Annotated in this window: 22 protein-coding genes; 9 read left to right on the top strand and 13 right to left on the bottom strand. The window is 40.9% G+C overall.

Annotated elements, in window-relative coordinates:
* Nucleotides 1–43: 43 nt before the first annotated feature.
* Nucleotides 44–823 carry an enoyl-ACP reductase FabI gene (gene fabI / locus BK582_RS12285; protein ID WP_078595318.1) on the bottom strand — a complete coding sequence of 260 codons (780 nt, stop codon included), beginning with the start codon at nucleotides 821–823 and terminating at the stop codon, nucleotides 44–46.
* Between the two features lie 647 nt (nucleotides 824–1,470).
* On the opposite strand from fabI, the gene prpE reads away from it, so the two are divergent.
* Nucleotides 1,471–2,208: a bis(5'-nucleosyl)-tetraphosphatase PrpE gene (prpE, locus tag BK582_RS12280; protein ID WP_078595317.1), complete on the top strand. Its 738-nt coding sequence runs from the start codon at nucleotides 1,471–1,473 to the stop codon at nucleotides 2,206–2,208.
* 491 nt (nucleotides 2,209–2,699) lie between these two features.
* On the opposite strand, the gene BK582_RS12275 is transcribed toward prpE, so the two are convergent.
* The 4 genes from BK582_RS12275 to BK582_RS12260 all read right to left on the bottom strand — a co-directional run bounded on the left by BK582_RS12275 (nucleotide 2,700) and on the right by BK582_RS12260 (nucleotide 5,531).
* Nucleotides 2,700–3,608, bottom strand: a complete 909-nt coding sequence (locus BK582_RS12275) for an RluA family pseudouridine synthase (RefSeq protein ID WP_078595316.1) — start codon at nucleotides 3,606–3,608, stop codon at nucleotides 2,700–2,702.
* Nucleotides 3,609–3,610: 2 nt separating this feature from the next.
* Nucleotides 3,611–4,405, bottom strand: a complete 795-nt coding sequence (locus BK582_RS12270) for an NAD kinase (RefSeq protein WP_078595315.1) — start codon at nucleotides 4,403–4,405, stop codon at nucleotides 3,611–3,613.
* A gap of 24 nt (nucleotides 4,406–4,429) precedes the next feature.
* On the bottom strand, nucleotides 4,430–5,065 hold the full coding sequence (gene yjbM / locus BK582_RS12265) for a GTP diphosphokinase (RefSeq protein ID WP_078595314.1): 636 nt from the start codon (nucleotides 5,063–5,065) through the stop codon (nucleotides 4,430–4,432).
* Nucleotides 5,066–5,141: 76 nt separating this feature from the next.
* On the bottom strand, nucleotides 5,142–5,531 hold the full coding sequence (locus BK582_RS12260; RefSeq protein ID WP_244895383.1) for a UPF0738 family protein: 390 nt from the start codon (nucleotides 5,529–5,531) through the stop codon (nucleotides 5,142–5,144).
* Nucleotides 5,532–5,773: 242 nt separating this feature from the next.
* Here BK582_RS12260 and BK582_RS12255 point away from each other — a divergent pair, with 242 nt between their 5' ends.
* The 4 genes from BK582_RS12255 (at nucleotide 5,774) to BK582_RS12240 (ending at nucleotide 8,727) form a co-directional block, all read left to right on the top strand.
* Nucleotides 5,774–6,373 (top strand): CYTH domain-containing protein, encoded by a 600-nt coding sequence (locus BK582_RS12255; RefSeq protein ID WP_244895382.1) that lies wholly within the window; start codon nucleotides 5,774–5,776, stop codon nucleotides 6,371–6,373.
* Between the two features lie 95 nt (nucleotides 6,374–6,468).
* Nucleotides 6,469–7,146 carry a lytic transglycosylase domain-containing protein gene (locus tag BK582_RS12250; protein ID WP_244895381.1) on the top strand — a complete coding sequence of 226 codons (678 nt, stop codon included), beginning with the start codon at nucleotides 6,469–6,471 and terminating at the stop codon, nucleotides 7,144–7,146.
* 249 nt (nucleotides 7,147–7,395) lie between these two features.
* Nucleotides 7,396–7,776 (top strand): globin domain-containing protein, encoded by a 381-nt coding sequence (locus BK582_RS12245; RefSeq protein ID WP_078595312.1) that lies wholly within the window; start codon nucleotides 7,396–7,398, stop codon nucleotides 7,774–7,776.
* Nucleotides 7,777–7,806: 30 nt separating this feature from the next.
* Entirely contained in the window at nucleotides 7,807–8,727 is a 921-nt protein-coding gene (locus BK582_RS12240) for a ClpXP adapter SpxH family protein (protein ID WP_078595311.1), read from the top strand.
* A 633-nt stretch (nucleotides 8,728–9,360) separates the two neighbouring features.
* Here the strand turns inward: BK582_RS12240 and pepF are convergent.
* Nucleotides 9,361–11,175, bottom strand: coding sequence for an oligoendopeptidase F (gene pepF, locus BK582_RS12235; RefSeq protein ID WP_078595310.1), 1,815 nt, complete (start codon nucleotides 11,173–11,175; stop codon nucleotides 9,361–9,363).
* 209 nt (nucleotides 11,176–11,384) lie between these two features.
* Nucleotides 11,385–12,602, bottom strand: a complete 1,218-nt coding sequence (locus BK582_RS12230; protein ID WP_078595309.1) for a competence protein CoiA — start codon at nucleotides 12,600–12,602, stop codon at nucleotides 11,385–11,387.
* 502 nt (nucleotides 12,603–13,104) lie between these two features.
* Between BK582_RS12230 and BK582_RS26490 the strand changes: the two genes are divergently transcribed.
* Nucleotides 13,105–13,344 carry a hypothetical protein gene (locus BK582_RS26490; protein ID WP_139368240.1) on the top strand — a complete coding sequence of 80 codons (240 nt, stop codon included), beginning with the start codon at nucleotides 13,105–13,107 and terminating at the stop codon, nucleotides 13,342–13,344.
* 85 nt (nucleotides 13,345–13,429) lie between these two features.
* Here BK582_RS26490 and mecA read toward each other — a convergent pair whose 3' ends face one another.
* The gene (mecA, locus tag BK582_RS12225) at nucleotides 13,430–14,086 is read right to left on the bottom strand and encodes an adaptor protein MecA (protein WP_078595308.1); all 657 of its coding nucleotides are present in this window, start codon (nucleotides 14,084–14,086) and stop codon (nucleotides 13,430–13,432) included.
* 330 nt (nucleotides 14,087–14,416) lie between these two features.
* Here mecA and BK582_RS12220 point away from each other — a divergent pair, with 330 nt between their 5' ends.
* A complete protein-coding gene (locus BK582_RS12220; protein ID WP_078595307.1) occupies nucleotides 14,417–15,100 on the top strand; it encodes a YjbE family putative metal transport protein in 684 nt (227 codons plus the stop codon).
* Nucleotides 15,101–15,169: 69 nt separating this feature from the next.
* Here the strand turns inward: BK582_RS12220 and spxA are convergent, their stop codons facing one another.
* From spxA to BK582_RS12205, 4 genes are all read right to left on the bottom strand, one after another.
* On the bottom strand, nucleotides 15,170–15,571 hold the full coding sequence (gene spxA / locus BK582_RS12215; RefSeq protein WP_078595306.1) for a transcriptional regulator SpxA: 402 nt from the start codon (nucleotides 15,569–15,571) through the stop codon (nucleotides 15,170–15,172).
* 408 nt (nucleotides 15,572–15,979) lie between these two features.
* Nucleotides 15,980–16,108 (bottom strand): hypothetical protein, encoded by a 129-nt coding sequence (locus tag BK582_RS28080; protein WP_255243554.1) that lies wholly within the window; start codon nucleotides 16,106–16,108, stop codon nucleotides 15,980–15,982.
* A gap of 98 nt (nucleotides 16,109–16,206) precedes the next feature.
* Nucleotides 16,207–16,764 (bottom strand): GNAT family N-acetyltransferase, encoded by a 558-nt coding sequence (locus BK582_RS12210; RefSeq protein ID WP_078595305.1) that lies wholly within the window; start codon nucleotides 16,762–16,764, stop codon nucleotides 16,207–16,209.
* Nucleotides 16,765–17,067: 303 nt separating this feature from the next.
* On the bottom strand, nucleotides 17,068–18,279 hold the full coding sequence (locus tag BK582_RS12205; protein ID WP_078595304.1) for a putative glycoside hydrolase: 1,212 nt from the start codon (nucleotides 18,277–18,279) through the stop codon (nucleotides 17,068–17,070).
* A 350-nt stretch (nucleotides 18,280–18,629) separates the two neighbouring features.
* Between BK582_RS12205 and BK582_RS12200 the strand changes: the two genes are divergently transcribed.
* Nucleotides 18,630–19,181, top strand: a complete 552-nt coding sequence (locus BK582_RS12200; RefSeq protein ID WP_078595303.1) for an HD domain-containing protein — start codon at nucleotides 18,630–18,632, stop codon at nucleotides 19,179–19,181.
* Between the two features lie 304 nt (nucleotides 19,182–19,485).
* Entirely contained in the window at nucleotides 19,486–20,490 is a 1,005-nt protein-coding gene (locus tag BK582_RS12195) for a sodium:calcium antiporter (protein WP_078595302.1), read from the top strand.
* A gap of 93 nt (nucleotides 20,491–20,583) precedes the next feature.
* On the opposite strand, the gene BK582_RS12190 is transcribed toward BK582_RS12195, so the two are convergent.
* A complete protein-coding gene (locus tag BK582_RS12190) occupies nucleotides 20,584–21,141 on the bottom strand; it encodes a peroxiredoxin family protein (RefSeq protein WP_167553096.1) in 558 nt (185 codons plus the stop codon).
* Nucleotides 21,142–21,167: the final 26 nt, after the last annotated feature.

Here is a 21,167-nt window from a genome sequence, read left to right as displayed (position 1 = left end):
ACCAAATACTCTTCAGCCGCTGTGTTCTATAGCAATATCTTCTTTACATTAATCCAATCGTATTATATCCTCCGTCAACATGAAGGATTTCACCTGTAATCCCTCTTGCCAGATCGCTTACAAGGAACAATGCTGTATCTCCTACTTCCTGCTGGGAAACTGTCCTTCTTAACGGTGCTTTTTCTTCCATTTCATGAAGTACTTCATTGAAGCCCCCTATTCCTTTAGCAGCCAGTGTTCTGATCGGTCCGGCAGATATAGCGTTGACTCTTACCCCTTCTTTACCGAGATCATTCGCCAGATACTTTACGCTCGCATCAAGAGAAGCTTTCGCTACACCCATCACATTATAATTCTTTACGACCTGCTCTCCGCCGAGATAAGTCATCGTTACGATACTGGAGCCTTCTGCAAGCATTGGACGAGCCGCCTTTACAACTGCAGTCAGTGAGTATGCACTAATATTCTGAGCAAGGAGGAAACCATCTCTCGTTGTATTTAAATATTCCCCTTCAATTTCTTCCCTTTTTGCAAATGCGATACAATGTGCAATCCCATGTATTTCCCCTGCTTTTTCTTTTATTTCTGTAAAAGCCTTATCAATTTCTTCATCGCTTGTTACATCACATGGAATTATTAAATAATCCTCCCTTTCAAGCGTTTCTGCAAGCTGGCGGACATTTTTCTCCAGTCTCTCTCCCTGATAAGTGAAAATCAGCCTTGCGCCGGCTTTTGATAATGATTCGGCGATTGCCCAGGCAATACTTCTTTTATTTGCAACACCCATGATTACGTATGTACGATTACTTAAATCAATTTTCATTTACATTTCCTCCTCAAGTTCTTATACGTTGTTATTAGTACTTGGTACTAATTTTAACGGGAGAAAAGTAATCCGTCAATCGTCTTCTGTCATTAATCAACTGGACAATTTCCGTATATACAAAAAGCCGGAATGTTTCAGGGTTATTAAAAATGCATTTTCAACAAATTCTGCTCATAGAAGGTCTAATATAAGAAGTACCACAAGGCGAATATTCCAGCAAAACTAATACAATCGGAAGAATGTTCAGCCGCAATCTGTGTAAAATAACGGGGATAATGAACACGATAACTAAAACGATAACATGAGATGTAATTGAGAAATTGAGGCATGTTACTTTTTTAGTGTCTTCCTCTTTGTAAAGTAGTTTAGCTTTATGATAGTTGTTTTTACATCAAGGATGGTCCTGTTATAAAATTATTATGATACTATTTCTCGTCCGATTATTTTTTGCCGATCTGGTTTTCAGCTGCTATAGGCGGGCAGCTTTCACAAATCCAGGAAGAAGGCAGAAGCTCCGGCGGCTGGGTTAGCCCCCGTAATACATTCGTCAGCCTGCATTCAATTCATTGGATGCCCGAAATAACACACGCATCCCATCATTCAAAAACTCTTCCCCATGTCAAAATAAAATGAGGTGATTGAAGTTGTATGACATTATTGGTGATATTCACGGATGCTTTGAGGAAATGAAAGACCTTTTAAGAGAACTGGGTTATGAACTAAAGGACGGGGATATCCGCCATCCTGAAGGGAGAATTCCGGTGTTTCTGGGAGACTTAACTGACCGGGGACCTGATTCTCTTGCGGTCATATATGCTGTGGCACCGTGGGTAAATTCCGGAAAAGCGCTGTACTGCCCTGGAAACCACTGTAATAAACTATACCGTTATTTCTTAGGGAGAAAGGTTGTAATCAGCCATGGGCTGGAAACGACTGTAGCTGAACTGGAAGCTCTAAGTAATAAAGAACGGAGGAATGTCTCTTCTATGTTCAGGACACTTTACGAGAATGCTCCGTTATACCAGGTGCTGGATAACAGGCAGCTTATTGTAGCTCATGCAGGTATCCGCCCTAATGACATAGGCAAGGAGGGTAAACGGGTTCAGACCTTTGTACTTTATGGAGATATTACCGGAGAAAAACATCCCGACGGCAGACCTGTCAGGAGGGACTGGGCTTCTAAATATGATTATGACTGTACTGTCGTTTATGGACATACTCCTGTAATAGAACCACGTCAGATAGGCAGTACGATTAATATTGATACAGGCTGCGTTTTCGGGAATAAATTATCCGCGTACCGCTGGCCTGAAAAAACAGTTGTCTCTGTACCTTCAAAACAGGCATTTATTGAAGAAAAGTTCCGTCCGGTGGATCCTTAAAAAGTTATGAGGCAGGGGGAGGGTTCCCTTCAAAGGGATTGCGGAGGATTTGAGATGGCGTGGTGTACTCCTACTTTCCAGGCCCGGAAGACGTGCTTGCAGGAATTGAGATGCCGTATGAATCACGCCCTTTCTGGAATTGAAACGGAACTTTCACTAGTCTCAACGTATGAATCACGCCCTTTCTGGAATTGAAACTGGACTTTCGACGCTCTCAACGTATGAATCACGCCCTTTCTGGAATTGAAACTGAACTTTCACTACTCTCAACGTATGAATCACGCCCTTTCTGGAATTGAAACTGAATTTTCGCCGCTCTCAACGTATGAATCACGCCCTTTCTGGAATTGAAACTGAATTTTCGCCGCTCTCAACGTATGAATCACGCCCTTTCTGGAATTGAAACGGAACTTTCACTAGTCTCAACGTATGAAAGGCAACACTTGAACGAAACAAACCAAAAAAACAACGGCAATCGGCCGTTGTTTTTTTTAATTACCTTCTTCAAGAGTTTTTATGGCATACTCCATATCTGAAAATAACGGAGTGGAAAATTCAAGGGTTTTGTTTTCTATTGGGTGAAGGAATTTTATTTTTGAAGAATGAAGCGCCTGCCTTCCAATAAGTCTCCTGGTTCCGCCGTACAAAGTATCACCTGCCAGCGGATGGCCAAGATGGCTGAAATGGACGCGAATCTGGTGAGTTCTTCCAGTCTCCAGGTTAATACTGACTAACGAAGCCTCTGAAAAAAGCCGTTCTGCCTTATAATGGGTCACAGCTTCCTGTCCGTTAGGAGTTACTTCCCGTTCAATAATGCTAGTTGATTTTCTGCCTATAGGCAGATCAATAGTCCCTTCATCCTTATCCAGCTTCCCTTCCAGAAGGGCAGTATATGTCCGTTCTATGTTCTGTCTCATCTGCATTCTCACAAATAAATCATGCACATGACGATGCTTTGCTACAAGCATAAGGCCGGATGTATCCTTATCCAGTCTGTTAACTGCATGAAAAGTAGAAGGGATATTATGCTTTTTATAATAATGAACTACCGCCCCTGCAAGTGATACCTCTCTGTGTTCCCTGGAAGGGATGGTTGATAAATTAGGAGGTTTATTTATCACTAGCAGATGGTCATCTTCAAATACGATATCCAGTTCTCTGTCAACAGGAACTATCCCTTCACTGACATTCTCGGGCGGAAAGATTATCTGAATAGCCTCCCCTTCTTTAAGGACATGCCTGACTGTTACGTGCCTGCCGTCAACAGAGATATCCCCGCCTTTAAATTTTATATCTGCCAGTGCTTTCTTAGAAATTCCTTTTTTTTCGCGAAGAAAAGTTTTCAGGAGCTGTCCATCCTCTTCAGCCCCTGCTTTCCATTGAAGAGTAATCCCTTTCATTGTTATTCAGCGATAAAGGATTCCTTTACCCTCTTCCAAAATGGAAACGGCCGGAATCTTGCAAAGCGGACTTTTTCTTCAGCGACACGATACTGGATGGATTTCACTTCCTGCTGCAATAACGTAAGATGGTCAATTGTCACCTGAAAATCCACATTATTTTTCGGTTTCAGCAGGCATGTGTGGTGCTGGGGCAGGACGAGCGGCGAACCGACAGTCCTGTACACACGATTGTTGATAGAAGCCATCTCTGCAATCTGAATCGTGGACAGAGACGGGTGCAATATCGCTCCCCCAAGTGCTTTATTATACGCTGTACTACCTGATGGAGTGGAAATACACAAGCCGTCTCCCCGGAAAGTTTCAAAAAGATCCCCCTTTATTTCCACATCCATCACGAGGGAACCCTCCATACTTTTAACTGTACACTCATTAAGAGCTAAAAACCTTTCCGATTTCCGTTCTCCGTTATGGCGGATAATGACTTCCAGTACCGGATACTCAACAACTTTAAACGGGGTTTTAGCGATATGGATTACCAGCTTTTCAACTTCTTCCGGCTGCCAGTCTGCATAAAAACCGAGATGCCCTGTATGCACACCGACGAACGCCGTTTCTGAAAGCCGGTGTGTATATTCATGAAAGGCTTCCAGCAAGGTTCCGTCTCCACCTACTGATATAACAATCTCCGGGGATTCGGGATCGAACTCCAGACTGAATTCAAGCAGATAATTTTTAATTCTTTGTGAGATCATGTTGGAATCATGGTCCCCTCTTGACCTGACTGTAAACCTCATGAAATGTGCATCCCTTCCTGTTTATTAGTTTTTTCGTATCGACTGCTGCTTGCGGGAAATAATTTTCTGGGCTTCCTGTACTTCTCCTCTAATCTGGGACATTTCTTCGTCAAGCCTGAAAGCGGCCTCCGCCGCCCGCTGCAGGCGCTCTTCAATTTTTTCAGGTATTTTACCGGAATATTTATATTGAAGAGAATGCTCTATGGTAGCCCAGAAATTCATTGCGAGTGTGCGGATCTGCAATTCTACCAGGATCCTTTTTTCTCCGCCTTCAATCATTTGAACCGGGTATCTGAGCACAATATGGTAGGAACGGTATCCGCTCTTTTTCTTATGTTTAATGTAGTCTCTCTCTTCAACTATTTCAAAATCCGTTCTTGAATGAATAAGCTCTACAACTGTGTCTATGTCACCTACAAACTGGCACATAACTCTTACTCCTGCAAGATCCTGCATTTCTTCTTCCAGCTTATCCACAGGTATATTTTTTCTTTTAGCCTTTTCCAGTATGCTTGAAACAGGCTTAACGCGGCCTGTTACAAATTCAATCGGCGTATGCTTTGATGATAACTGATATTGCTCCCGTATTCCCTTCAGCTTTATCTTCAGTTCATCAACAGCCTGTTTGTAAGGAGCCAGCATAGCATCCCAGTCCTTCAAGGAGATCACCACCAAGCTTTTGATTCTGCTTCAATCAGCAGACTGAACATACAATTTAATTCTTCTGATACAAAGATTACTCCATGTCCAGTTCAAAAATCGTTTCTACAGCTTCTACCATTTCCGGCCCGTAGTTGCTGTTTCCCTGGATATTTTCCAGCAGACTGTTTAATTCGTTCCAGAATTCCGGGAGTTCAACAGCTTCATTCTGGCCGAGCTGTAATTTTACAGGCGGGGTGGATTTCCTTTCCACGGACAGATCGCTCCAAACTTGTTCAGGGAATCGCAGATGCGCGAATCCCTCTTTGTCTGCCAGTAAATATACGAATGCCTTTCCGTCTGAATCTGCCAGTATCTGGCCTTCAGGTTCTAATTCCTCCAGCTTTTCTGTATTATCATCTGTATTTACATATACTTTTAAAGTCGCCTCTTCTTTAACTAATTTTTTAACTTCTAATGAGATCATTGTCACTACCTCCAGCATAACTGCGTTAATAAATCCATATTTAGTTTATCATAATTTTTAGGTATCAGCGATTATGACCCCTTTAATTCAGTGGGTAAAAATGCGCTTAAAAAATAATGAGGCACTTAAGACATATTGTCAAAAAAAATAGCTTGTGAAATAATATATTTAACATGAAAAATACTTTTCCGGCAATACTCTGAAGAATACGGCAATACCCGACTACATAAAGCGACCGGCAGGTGAAAAAATTGCACCAGGAAATAGAAATTGAGTTTAAAAACCTTCTGACAGAACAGGAATATAACCTTCTCCTGGAACAGCTGAAAATTCGAAGTGAAACAGCAAATAAACAGGTTAACTATTACTTTGATACAGCAGACATGCTTTTAAAGGAACACAAAAGCGCTTTAAGAATCCGTAAAAAAGGCGGAGAATATGTTCTTACCCTTAAGGAACCACATCCGGATGGTCTGTTAGAAACCCACCAGAAATGCACAGAAACGGAAGCCATCAATGCAATGGAAACTGGTGATATTCCGCAAGGCCAGGTGACAGAACAAATTCGCAGGCTTACTTCCGTATCAGAAGCCCAATTTAATTACATTGGAGAACTTTCCACAAAACGGCTTGAAATACATGAGCCGGATGGTTTAATCGTACTTGATAAGAGTGAATACCTCGGCAAAGTTGACTATGAACTGGAATTTGAAACTTCAGCAAGAACGGCTGGCGAAGCTGCATTTAAACGGCTTCTGAATGATTATGGTATCCCTCAGAGGAAAACAAAGAATAAAATTGAACGATTTTATGAGAGAAGCCTGCAGCTTCGCAGGGATTAGAAACATCGCCGCTGCCGTCTCTGAAAAGTGGATGCCGGCACGTTTTCCATCCCTCAGCTGCTTTTCCAGTCTAAATCGTTATAAGGAGAAAAAGTATGAAAACAAACATGTTCAGTGAATATTATCAATGGCAGGTTCTTCGTTCCTGGGGGGAAAAGCAAGCTGCCAGACTCTCAACTGCGCCCCCTTCGGAAAACAGCTTCAATAGTTTTATGGCGTCAGCACTTATGAATAACAATTTAACAACAGCTGTACAGGACAGCCTGAAGGCTGTGGAGCAGCCCCCGAAAGGTGCATCAACGCGAAGCCCGGCAGCAGCTGAACAGAATTCCACTCAGCCAGCTGCTCCTGTGAACATGATGAGCCGGACAGAGCGAGATAAAGCTTTTCTTCCATATATTGAAGAGGCTTCAGCTAAATTCGGGGTTGATAAACATCTGATTTACGCTGTTATTCAGGCAGAGTCAGGATTCAGGCCTCAGGCTGTCAGCCATGCGGGGGCGAGAGGCCTTATGCAGCTAATGCCTCAAACTGCCAGAGGCCTTGGGGTAAAAGACAGCTTTGATCCAAAACAAAACATTGAAGGCGGGACTCGTTACCTGAAAGCGATGCTTGATAAGTACAATGGCGATACCTCTCTCGCTCTTGCCGCTTATAATGCCGGGCCAGGCAATGTGGACCGTTATGGCGGGATCCCGCCGTTCAGAGAAACCCAGAATTACGTGCCAAAAGTTCTTAACAGCTATCATTCCCTAAGATCATCTTTTGTTTAATTATTAGCGCACTGCTGAAAAGTCAGCAGTGTGCTTTTCGTTTATGTCTAATAGGGAACCTAACCTGAGGCTTGCCGCACCCAAAGACTAATTAATCCAGTTGTTATAACTCCGAAGATCAGTACTCCGAATCACATTTGTTGCTGGTCTTAGCTATGCTTGCTACAATAAGACTTAAATAATTAAGGTTAAATAGTTGTACTGGAGAGTTTAATTATTTATTATTAGATGACAATGCGGGGAAATAATATGAGTGAAAATCAAAAAACCTTATATGAGTTAATCGGTAAAGAACAACTGTACAAGTTAGTGGACCGTTTTTATCAGCTTGTAGGAGAACATCCGGACTTAGCACCGTTGTTTCCAGAGGACCTCACAGAAACAGCCAGAAAACAAAAACAATTTTTGACACAGTTCCTCGGAGGTCCCCAATTGTACACCGAAGAACATGGGCATCCGATGCTTCGGGCAAGGCACATGCCTTTTCCAATAACACCGGAACGGGCTCAGGACTGGCTTTCCTGTATGGCCCAGGCTATGGTTGATACCGAACTTGAAGAGCCGCTCAGATCACAGTTTTTCAGCCGTCTGTCATATACTGCCAGGCATATGGTAAATACCCAGGAGTAACATGCTCTCTGTAAGAAGGAGGGAACAGAAATGTCAGCAAAAGAAATTAATTATATTTGTGACGAATTGGGCCTCTGTTGTCCTTCAGAGCCATCTTCATTTTATATATCCGACAAGAAAAAGAAACCACTGGAAATATATATGTTTATAGATCCCCTGTGTCCTGAATGCTGGGCACTGGAACCTATAATCAAAAAGCTCCAGATGGAGTATTCCCCATATTTTACTCTGAGAACTTATCTTGGGAGTGAATTGAGGACATTTAATAAAACTTACGGGCCGAAGAAAGCTTCCCAGCTGCGTGAACGGGCAAGAAAGTATAATGAAACAGCCAGCCGAACCGGCATGCCATGTGATGGTGATGTCTGGAACGAAAATACGCTGATTACCCCTTATACTTCTCTCCTGGCTGTAAAAGCGGCAGAACTGCAGGGAAAAGCTATTGGTTCTAAATATTTAAGAAGCCTGAGAGAAGCCCTCTTTCTTAATAAGCAGAATATCGCAGATGAAGACGTTCTGATTGAATGTGCAGAAAAAGTTGAGGGAATGGACATTAGCGAATTCAGAAACGATTTAAATTCACAGAGTGCTTCAAAAGCATTTCAGTGTGACGTGAAGACTACTAAAGAGATGGATGTTACTACAGTACCTACACTGGTCTTCTTTAACGACGATGTTAATGAACCGGGATTAAAGGTTTCAGGATTGTATGATTACCATATTTATGTAAGTATCATGGAGGAAATGCTCGGGAAAAAACTCGAAAAATGCCCACCCATGTCTTTAGAAAGTTTTCTCCAATTCTATACCTTAGTAGCCGCAAAGGAAATCAGTGTTGTTTTTGACTGGACACTTGAAGAAGTTGAACGGCAGATGAAGCGATTAAAACTAAGGCAGAAGGTTGAAAAGATCAACGTAAAAAACGGAACGCTATGGCGCTATATTGATTAATTGAGAATTAACCGGCTGACAAAAATCAGCCGGTTTTTTACACTTAAGAAAGTATAAAATATTTAGCGATGAAGTTAATTCGACGCAGTGAAAATCTTTTTGACCAAGTTATAAGTGCAACTATGCCTCTGTCTTTGCCTTAAGGCTCGCCAATCGGCGAGTTTTCTTTATGTATCAAAATGTTCCTTACATTTAAATTTACTAAATTGGCTAAACAGCCACAATAGTTTTCAGGTATATTTCACATTTCTTTCACATATCAAATGGTAATAACAGAATCTGACAAGCATAGATTGTATTACTATGTATGAAGGAGGGCCGCAAGTGGTCATTTTACTAATTTTAACCATGACCGGGATTGCAGCGAGTTTTTATTTAGTTATCCTCAGTATTTTAAATCTCTTTCCAAAACTGATAGCTTTCCCGCTGCTCTTCCTTTTCATTACCATACTGATTCATCTGTTTAACGAGCGGCACAGGTTTAAAGGATTCCGCTCCTGACTAAAATCGATGTTCAAGAAACTCCCGGACAACTTTTCAATTAAATGAACACCTTATTTTTAGTTCACTTCAAAGACCATAAAAAGAGTGCCGGTCCCATATTCCTGCCAGACCGACACTCTTTTTTATATTTTACTTTTCAAATAGTAATGTCTCAAGCTCGTTGAGGGTTTCTTCAAAAACAGCAAAGGCCTGTTTGATAGGTTCCGGTGAAGTCATATCGACCCCAGCTTTTTTCAGAACTTCGATAGGATAATCAGAGCTGCCCGCTTTCAGAAATTCAAGATAACGCTCAACAGCAGGCTCTCCTTCTTCCTGAATCTGTTTAGCAAGTGCTGTGGCAGCACTGTACCCTGTAGCGTACTGATATACATAGAAATTAAAATAAAAATGAGGGATCCTTGCCCATTCCAGTGCAATCTCTTCGTCAATAATGATATCATCCCCAAAGTACTTTTTGTTAAGATCATAATAAATTTCACTTAACAGGTCCGGTGTTAAAGGCTCTCCGTTTTCTGCTCTCTGATGGATTGTATGTTCAAATTCTGCGAACATTGTCTGGCGGAAGACCGTCCCTCTGAAACCTTCAAGGAAATGGTTAAGCAAATATAGTTTTTCCTGCTTATCTTCTGTAACATTTAAAAGGTGGTCGTTCAGCAGGGCTTCATTACATGTCGAAGCAACCTCGGCCACAAATATGGAATAATTAGCATAAGGGTATGGCTGATGCTTCCTCGTATAATAACTGTGGACCGAGTGGCCGAATTCGTGTGCCAGTGTAAATAAGTTATTTACATTATCCTGCCAGTTCATTAGAATGTACGGCATTGTTCCATATGTTCCGGAAGAGTATGCCCCGCTTCGTTTACCTGCATTTTCCTCTACGTCTACCCAGCGATTATTGAATCCTTCTTCTACAATAGAAACATATTCCTCACCCAGAGGAGCAACTCCTTTTTTCACATGCTCCTTTGCATCTTCATAAGGTATTTCCATTTTCACTTCTTTCACAAGCGGTGTATACAGGTCATACATGTGAAGTTCATCCAGTCCAAGTGCCTGCTTTCTGATTTTCACATACTTATGAAGTAAATGCAGGTTATCATTCACTGTGGATACAAGCTGATCGTATACCACTTCAGGAATATGGTTTTTGCTTAATGCAGCCTGGCGGGATGATTCGTAATTTCTGATTCTTGCGTTAAAAATATTCTTCTTAACGTTCCCGCTCAGAGTACTTGAGAACGTGTTTTTATACTTGCCATAAGTATCATAAACAGCTTTAAAAGCGTTTTTTCTTACTTCTCCGTCACTGCTTTCCAGAAACCGGATATAGCGCCCATGAGTGATTTCCACGTCATTGCCATTCTCATCTTTCACTTCCGGAAACTTCATATCAGCATTATTAAGCATGCCAAATGTGTTGGAAGGGCTGGCAGTTACTTCACTAACCTGAGCAAGAAGGGACTCCTCTTTTTCACTGAGCACATGTGGACGCTGCTTATTTAACAGTTCAAGAAGGTGGCGGTACAGCTCAAGGTCAGGATATTCCTTAAGGAAACTCTCGATTTTTTCCTGCTCCACGGCAAGTATTTCAGGAGTTATAAATGACGCAGCCTGAGAAACTTGTGTAGCCAGCTGGCTTGCCCGGTCGTTTAACCCCTGGTAGAAAGAATCAGTAGTATCCTGGTCATAACGCATATGAGCATATGTATAGACTTTCCCCAGTTTTTTGGAAACTTCATTCTGGTATTGCAGCGCTTCATAAAGTACCTTTGCTGACTCCCCGAGCCTTCCTTTAAAGTCAGTAATCCCTGAAAGCATTTCTTTTACTTCACTGAATTCCTTTTCCCAATCGGCATCTGTTTTATAAATATCTTCAAGATCCCATGTTAGTTCTTTTGGTATTTCATTTCGCTTTGGTAAAGTGTTCGTTTTACCTGACATAAGGCACCTCCGGAGTAGTTAAAAATATGATTCTGTAATTCTTAAGGATGTGACAGAATTGTCCTGATATGGCTTCCTGCTCGCGCCAATAAATCCTGAGTATAAAAGGATTAATGTATTTCATGGAAGCAGGCTTATTACCAGCTTGTTACAAATCACATCTTTAATAGTTCTATTTTTTCCTTTCAATTCCTCTTCCTTTTCACTAATTACCATACTTTATTTTTACACAGCCTTTCTTTAATTTTGTTAAGTACATATTCATCATCATTACATAGTGTGTCCAGTTGTTTGTTAAGATTAATATGCCTTTTTATTTTGTATACCCCTGGATGGGTTTGCACCACAGCTCCAAACAATGTCAGAGCCTCAAGGAATTCTCCTGCCGATTCTCTTGTTTTTTCTTTAGGATGGACGCCGAATGGCCTTGTATGGAAGCAACCCGATTTAACTTCTTGATACAGTAATTCAGCTGTTTCAGAAAGCCTGACGACACTGTTTAATGGTTTACCATTAATTATAGTAAGTATAATCCATGACTGCCACCAATATGGCGCGGTAAAAAAATTAAAATTACTTTTAAGCGGAAGGGCTGCTACAGCCGGGAAGTAATTGAGGTTAAGCCTGTGCTGCTGGAATATTCGGTACATTCTTTTTTCAACCGGAGTATAAGATGGATAGATATGCAGTCGTTTCTTTCGGATCTGCTTCGTCCACAAACCGAGATAAATATCTAGATATTTAGGCAAATGTGAAGTGTTATCGTTTAAATTTACAATGCAGGCTGGTGGTTTGCTCAGAGAGATAAAATGGGGCATCACGAAGACTTTCTTTGGAGAAAGATACATAAAATCTGTTAACAAAAGCCATCTTTCATGCTGAATATCGAGGTAAATGGAGTGTTTGAAAGGAAGATCTCTTATAAGAAGATTATCCAGCTGTCTTGAGGGGATCACTCCGTAAAACTTCATCTGCGGAGGAGGCAATCCGGCCCAGACGGTTTCTATACCGGCCGTTAAATAGCTGCTCTGGCGTTTCATGAACACCTCGCTGGAGAGGGATGACCGCTGAAGTTCAAAGGCGATCATTTTGTCTTTCATTTGAACAAGAATATCAGGGCGCTGCTTAATCTCCTTAATATAATGCTCTTCCATAGGATGATAACCGTGCTTGTGAAGCCATCTCATCAGAAGAAGTTTCCCTTTAATATGTACGTCTGTTTCTCTGCGGGTGTTATGGGTGCACACACTGTCCGGATGATGGGCAAAATGCCAGGCTTGGGTGTTGCCAAGCTTCAGAATCAGCCGCCCTTTACAGGCCCCGCAAAAGAAAGTTGTTCTGCTCCGTTCCAGTTCCAGCTCTTCTCTGCTCCATCTTTTGGAATACAGAGAAATCGGGGAACCACTCTCACGGTAAGCCGTAAACATGGGTGCTTCACCCCCTTTTTAACTGATTATACAGCAAAAGAGAACGTATGTTCAATAAATATTCCTCAGCAACAGAACATACAGCGCTGGTGTGAGTGCGATTATTAATCTTTAAATTAAACATGGTCAATCCGCCTCCAGAATAAAGAGAATTTGCACTTACCAGCTCTTGGGTTTATGTTAAGCATCCGATTTAATAATTAGGCGTAATAATTTCGGTTATTTAATAATTTTGGTGTAAAAAGAGCTTAAATAAACGGAGCGATTCCGCTTATTCACTCTTAAAATGTTATAATGAGAGATTTTTCTTCGCATAACCGGAAAACTTCCACTTATATCACCCCGAAACGACCTCCAGTCTGCAAATAGCCGGAAAAAACTCCATTTATTTTACTCTTACGTTTTACACTCCCGCTATGGAATGATGTTAATATAAAAATGCACACTTATATTTGTACATTGGAAGTTTCACTCCGGCGAATCAACTTCCAGGAAAAATACTATGAAAACTTTCATGTTGATTTTCACTACAGGAGACTCGCTTGCACCTCAGGCAAAAGCACAACATCTGCTTAATCTTCACTCCGTTCGATTTCACAGTGTTTTATTTGCCTCGGGCATTACTTCAAAGAGCGTTACTTCGCCGCTAATGTGTCGATTTGTCTCGAGGATACTCTTCGAAGATACGCTGACAGAGGAAGAGACAGTCTCGCCTCCTTTAGCTGCAATCAACACAGTGTAAAAAATCAACGTGGCCATTAACAAAGCCAATATGTAAAAAAAGCCTCAGCATTACCATTTAGGTGGTATGCTGAGGCTTTTTATTTTCATGCGAACTTTTCTCTTATTTTTTCAAGGGCATCGGCTGCAATGATTTCAGTTCCATACTCAGAAATGCGATGGATTGTAATATCTGATTCATAACCGAATTCAAGCATTCTGCTAAGCATATTATCCTGTTCCTCGTCTGTGTACTTCTCATCAAGAGTAACATATATATAGTATTTTCCTTCAAAACTGTGGAAGCTTGTTTCCACATCCTCATCAAATGTATGGCTTAAGGAAATGACATCTTCAAGATCTTTAAAGCCTAATACGACACTCAGTGAATGATCCTTGAGAAGGTCGCCGTCTTTATCCTTCTTGAAATTATTATCAAGCATGTCGACAATATTGTTATCCATAGACATATCATCCTTTTCCTCGTCTTCCATCGGAATCTCCAGCTTCACATTGCCATCGCTCATCTGTCCACGGGTTACAATTATTTCAAGACCTTTATCTAATGCGTGCACCTGCACCCACAGCGGCCCGTTCATCTCGAACTGTTCTTTATCGTTAGCCTCATTCATCATTTCAAAGAAAAGCTCTTCTCCACGCTCACGGTTATACCATATTTCTTCTTTCTCAAATCCACGACGCTCTATATCATTATACGTAATGTAAAACTTGATTGTTGATTCATTTATACGTTCTATTTCCATGTGTTCTCACCCTTTCAAGAGAATCTGCCAATCTAATTTGGAGAACAACTTCCTCATTGTTACTTTGGAGTTATAAATACCCCAATCCATTAAAAGATAATCTTTATTTATTATATCCTATTCTAAGTCATTAGCCGGCGAAAGAAAATAGTTCTGTCTGAATTTTTTACTAATTTGTTTTTTGCTTAAAAGAGCAATTTTAATAGGAAATGTTCTTAAAAAGTTAAAGCTTGTATATATATAAATGAGATTCCTTATTTGTCTTCACCTGAATGACGAATTATTAAAAGTACTTATTATTTTATTGTATGATCAAGGAGGAATCAACTTTTGAGCTCAGAATTTCTTATTTCCCTTTTAACTATAATCGGAATTGATATTATTCTTGGCGGGGACAATGCCATTGTAGTAGCCTTAGCGTGCCGCAAACTGCCTCCCCATCTCAGGAATAAAGCAATCATACTTGGCATTTTGCTTGCGATAGCGGGAAGAGGAGTACTTACCATGATTGCTGTGCAGCTGCTCGCCATTCCTTATTTAATGTCAGTTGGAGGAATACTTCTCTTATGGATTGCTTTTCGCCTGCTCACTAATGCAGAACAGGATCATAATATCACTGGTGAAGCTAAATTAACCGAAGCGATTAAAACAATCGTTATCGCCGATATTGTCATGGGCTTTGATAATGTGCTCGCTGTAGCAGGTGCTGCAGGAGGAGATGGTTTGCTTGTTTTGCTTGGCTTGTTAATATCAATTCCAATAATTATATGGGGAAGCAAAATTATTTTATATTTAATGAACCGATTTTCATGGATCATCTATGTTGGTGCCGCAATTCTTATTTATACATCAGGGAAAATGATTTTGCATGAACCTTTTTTCTACAGCTTCCTTTATGAGACCGGCATCCATACAACTGTCTTTCTTATCTTCCTTGTCTTATCCGTTCTCGCGTTCGGCTGGCTATACAACCAGATTAAAGGGATCGAATGGTTTCATACACTCAGAAAGTAGTTCTCTCTTAAATTATATCAGAATACAAAAACAAAGGGCCTTCCACATTCTGCCGTGGAAGGCCGCTCTTTATTCGTTAACCAGTTTTTTAGCAGCTTCCTGCAACTGGAAAGTACGTACTTTCCTCGGTAAAAACCGGCGGATTTCTGCTTCATTATACCCGACCTGGATTCTCTTTTCATCAAGAATGATCGGACGTCTCAGCAAACCGGGATGGTCGCTGATTAGTTTAAATAAATCCTGTAACGGCATAGCATCCAGTTCTACTTCCAGCTCCTGAAATACCTTTGAACGGGTAGAGATAATTTCATCAGTTCCGTCCTCCGTCATTCTGACAACCTCTTTTACCTCTTCTACTGTCAGGGGCTCCGAAAAAATATTTCTTTCTTTGAATTCAATATCGTTTTCCTGCAGCCATGCTTTTGCCTTCCGGCAGGATGTGCAGCTTGGGGATGTAAATAATGTAACCATAAAGCGAATTCTCCCTTCTATAGGTTATCAAATAGAGAAGCTTGTATGTTAGTGTATTAGTATGGGCAAATAGTTACAAACTTTATTATACAATAATTATTCTAATTTGGACAGAGGCGATTTCTAAATAAAATTCTGCATTCAGAACAAGTATGTATTTTTCAGCCTACATTAGCTATTACCCCGCTTCGGAAAAATATAAACATAAAAATATTAATTTTTAAACGATTTACTCCTTTTATCCTCACCTATATTATACGTTATTAGGTGGTTAAAGGTTTCGCAAAAAAGAAAAAAATTGTACTTTTTTTCACAAGGAGCGGCATCCATTATCAATTGTCCCGCTAAATTATCAATAAGTCCTAAGACGAAAGAAATGGCCGCCCCTTATCTCAGGGCAGCCTGTATTCAGGCGATGGTTTTGGACTGGGAAACTGGTCCCCTGTTCGGAAGTCGGTTCACTTCATCCCACTTTCGCTTCAGCAAGTCTTTCCATAAGCCTTTTTTTAACTTCTTTCTCTTCGTACTGCCTTTCATATAAAACACGCTCCTTTCATGTGTTTTCTGGAAAGACATCATACATGCATCTATATTCCAGCCTGCCTGTATTATCAGGCAGGTTGGTCACCAGATAATTAAGAAGTGGCCTCTGTTTCGTTAAATGTTAAAACTTTATCTGTATCTTCATAAGATTCTCCGTAAAGTTCTGTATCTTTATACGTATGAATATTTTCGTACGTGTGACGCATTTTTTCATAAATACTTTCCTCGGATTCATCTGACGGAGACCAGTACAGGATTTCCATCTCATTGACCTTCCCTGTATCTAAAGAACGTCTCCGGTAACCGATCGACTGCGCATGACTGAATCCTTCCCTTGCATAGAACCTCTGCCTCTTTTGTGTATCAGAGTCTTCATAGTCAATTGGTTCCACTTCAAGTATAATTGGTTTCCCCTTTTTCTTCAGTTGATCAAGGAGCTTTTTACCTATCCCCTGGCCACGTGCTTTTCCTGAAACAAATAAATAATCAATAAAGATAAAATCTTCCATTTCCACATACATAAGCACGTGATTTTCACTTTCATCCTTATTATATATCCCTTTCTTCTCTTTTAAAAGCAGTTCCATATGCTCCTTTGATTTCATTTCTTCTACAGGAAAATACTGATTTAGTTTTTCATACCAATTCATTAATCCAAGAACCTCCACAATTTTAATTGCCGCATCTTATTGTTGTACGCGTATCCACTTATATACTTTTATTATATGCAATTTCAAAAAAATGATAAACATTTCCTGACGGTCATATATGTTAAAGGAGACTAACAAATCAGACATATTAACAATGAGACTGTTCATTCGTAAAATTACTGTCATATACTGCCGTATGTATTAAAATGTAAGATCTGTGAAAATTAAAGAAGACTCGCTGTTGGGTACTGTGTTTCTAACGCATAAAACAGCCGGTTATTCAGCCGGCTGTTTTTTAACAGATCAGTCATTCTCCAGCAGGTAATCCACACCTCTTGTATAATTGTTGCCGGCATCCCAAAGGAGGAACTCATCTATTCCGTTTTCATATAAAGCCCTGATCTGAGCTTCCACTTCTTCCACCCCGTACGGTATATAATTACCTGATCCAAGGTAGGACGCTGTAAAGTCCTGCAGCCATGGCCGGGATACTGGTGGTTCATCAAGCTGTCCAAGTACTTCATTTTCCACCTGAGCGTATGCATCAACGAGTTCATACGGATATAAATCAGGCTTGTCCAGGCCGAAATGAGGTGTCCAGTGGCTCGGATATATCATAGAACTGATAACATCCACATTCTCAGAGATACGTGTAAAGTTCTGCCCTATGCCCGGCGCTTCAGAAATAGTTGCTGCATAGCCAAAAATATCAACAGAAACATCTACATCATAGGGTTCAAGACGTTCCCTCGCATAAGCAACGAAGTCTGTCACTGCATCCACACGTTTTTGTACGTTATCTTCCCCGTCTGTATAATTGCCTACCTCATAATCCAGAATATCATCCCTGTTTTCAAATCCTTCAGGGAAACGGACGTAGTCGAACTGGATTTCCCGAAAACCCATTTCCGCTGCCATTATGGCTATATCCACGTTATATTCCCAGACCTCTTCCAGAAACGGGTTCACAAATGCTTCCCCTCTTCTGTTTTTCCATACTTCGCCATCCTGTGTAAATGAAAGATCTGGTCTTTCCTCTGCCAGAACACTATCTTTAAAAACAACAATTCTGGCTATAGGATATATTTCGTTTTCTTCCAGAGTCTCCATCATTGCTTCAGGGTCTGCTATCATTCTCTGTGAAATGTCATAATAAGGGTTATCTTCTTCCGGCCGGTAAGTTAAATATCCGTGATCCTCTTTTATGTCTATTACCATGGAATTCAATGCTGTATCATTTAGAAATTCCACCAGATTTTCAAACCTGCCTCCGCCTGCTGAATGCCCTGTTACATAAATTCCTCGAACTGCATCAGGATATTCGAATGTATAGCCTGAATCAAAAGTGAATCTGGCTACACGGTCAGGCCATTCTCTCTCCTGCAAATTTGTGCTTTTGCCAGGATGCTCATATGCTGTACGCGGTCCTTCCTCATCAGCCGCAACTCCTGACTGCAGTGTCCAAAATGCTGCCCCGAGCACAGCCAGACCACCTATTATTTGAAATTTCCCCAATGTTTTCACAACCTTTTATTATGTAATATTTTTACTATTGCAATCAGGCAAACTCCTGTCTTTATCCTATTTTCACAAATTATTAATTGTTAAACCTGATTTTCCAGTTAGTGGCGCTTTTTATTATATGCTCCCAATTATACATGGGAATTATTATTTAACCAATGCCATTTGACTCCTAAATTCCCTTCCTTCAATAGTTTCTTCCAAGTATTAAATCAGGGGTTTTAATATTTTCAGGAAGGTAAATGAAAATATATATTGACTTTGTCAATGATTCTCCTTATAATCTTGAACAATATACTTTTTTAGGATAAGGAATCTATAAAATAAGTAAGGAGGAGATAAAAGTGGAAAGAGTCAGCTTACTGGAAATATACAAACACCCAATCTGCCAGAAGTATGTTTCCCGGGCCGGTATGGAGCATGCTATTTCAACGGCTGAGTACGCGCTTGATTTTGCCGAAGAGTTCAACACGGATCCAGATTTAGCTGTAAAAGCAGCTTTTTTGCATGATATGGGACATTACACCTGGTACAGAAACGGGAAATGGGATTACAACCTGTATAAAGAAAATGATATCCATGCTATTAAAGGTGCCGAGCGGGCTCATAAACTGCTCATTCGTCTTGGAGAGCACCCTGTTAACGCAAAGCAGATCGCCCTGGCTATCCTTCTTCATACTGATTCATACCTTCCTGAAGGCCATCTCCAGCTTAATCCTCTGCAAAAAGTGGTGGCTATGGCTGACAAAGCGGACGAGGAACCTGGCGGCCATCATCATTATAAAAAAATAAGCAGAGAAAGCGCCATTACACGCCTCCATGCCCTTGATGCAAAAACTGAAGAGAAACTGTCTGCGAGGAGGACCAGCGAAGGGCGGGGCCAGCCTGCTTCGTAATCCCTTCCTCCCCCCTGTTTCAGGGGACTTCCAGAAAACCATGTACTTGCAGCAACAAGTTTTAGTTGACTTGCAAGGAACAAAATGATAGATTAATAACAACCAAATAAACTGCCTTGTAAAAAGGGGAGTAGCGACCGTTCAGGTTAATGAATCGTCATTTCAGCAGGTTACTGCTCGGTTCATTAAGCTTTGCAGATAGCGCAAAGTACGCAAGACCTTTTTATGAAATGTTTTTCCTTTATCTAAAAGGGGCATTTCATGAAAAGGTCTGTTTTTTTGTCAAAAAAAGGAGACGATGTCCATGATGTATGTAATTTTTGCTGCTGCAGCTTTAATCACTGTGCTGGCATCTGTAAAACTCTCATCCTATGCTGATGTTTTAAGCGAGAGAACTTCTCTCGGAGGTATGATGGTAGGTACCCTGCTTCTTGCTGGTGCCACCTCATTGCCTGAAGTAACAACAAGTGCTACTGCGGTCTTTTTGAACAATCCTGATATCGCTGTAGGTAATGTACTTGGAAGTAACCTATTCAATCTTTTGATTCTTGCGGTCTTCGATGTGGTGTACAGAAAAAAGCAGATGATGAGCCAGATACAAAGCAGCCATCTTCTGACAGGTTTTATCAGCCTGGGGTTAACAGCTTTTATTCTTGTCGCCATCCTTACTCCAAGCGGGGTAGTTTTTCTTGGGATTGGTATTGAGTCCTACTTACTCGTAATCTTTTATATTATTAGTATGAGAACAATCTCCGGAGCCGGTTCTCCGGCAGAACATATGGAAGCAGCCGCTTCGGAAGCTGCTGAAGTTGTGGAGTCTCATCATACAAGAGCAATTTCAGTTAAAAGGGCAAAAATCGGTTTTGCTATAGCAGCCGCGATAATATTCGCTTCCGGCTCTCTGCTGACACTTTCAGGTGATGCTATTGCTGCTGCTACAGGATTAAGCTCCAGCTTTGTCGGTAGTTTCCTGATAGCAGGTGCTACATCACTTCCTGAAGTTGTTACTGTCCTGGTCGCCATTCAGCTGCTGAATTACAACCTGGCTGTAGGAAACATTCTCGGGAGCAATATATTCAATTTGCTGATCCTTGTATTAGCTGATGTATTATACAGAGGCGGCAGTATCCTTTCAGTCGCAAGCCCGGTTAGTGCTGTGACAGCCCTGGCGGTGATCGGCTTAAACATTATTGTGCTTGGGGCAATTATGTTCTGGAGATTAAAGGCACCGCACAAAGGTTATGCCCTTCCTTCGATTTTACTGATTTTACTATATGGGATTTCCAGTTACCTGATTTTCACCTTCTAATCCCTTCCACTTACCATACTGTCTTAAATGCAGCTGATAAGACACTATAAAACCGCGGTTCCTTTAAGGAACACGCGGCTTTACTTTGATACATTATTTTTGAAAAAAAGCTTTTCCCGAAATATCTTCTCTCGTTGTGAGTGAGTGAAGTCTGGAATCAATAATCCCTTCTTCATCAATTAACAGGACGGTAGGTACACCGAAAACTTTATATTTTTCCTGAGCTGCACCTTCCTCATCCATAAGCACTGTCACATTACTTGACGGCAGTGACTCCGCATACTGTAAAACATTGTTTTTACTTTGTTCTTCCTTCGTTAAGTTAACCGCAACTATGTTTATGTTTTCCATCAGACCTTCAGACAAAGCTAAATCCAGTTCATTCCATTGTTCAGCACAAACGTGGCACCAGGTAGTAAAAAACAAAAGCATTACTTTTTCCCCTGAAAATCCCGATAGCTCCACTGTTTCGCCAGCAAGGTTCTTTAATGCGAAATCAGGTGCTTTATCACCATTTTCCGATCCTCCCGCAACCTCGCTCATCGTCCTTTGGGTAAGTGCAAGGTCATGGGACGAATTCATATAGAAAGCACCCGCTGCTGATAAAATAAAAAACAATGCAAACAACTGCAGTTTTCTTTTACTGAACACGAACATCCCCCCTGCTACATGTTATG

This window comes from Evansella clarkii, assembly GCF_002019695.1.
GTDB lineage: Bacteria > Bacillota > Bacilli > Bacillales > Salisediminibacteriaceae > Evansella > Evansella clarkii.
This window is presented reverse-complemented; position numbering and strand designations above follow the sequence as displayed.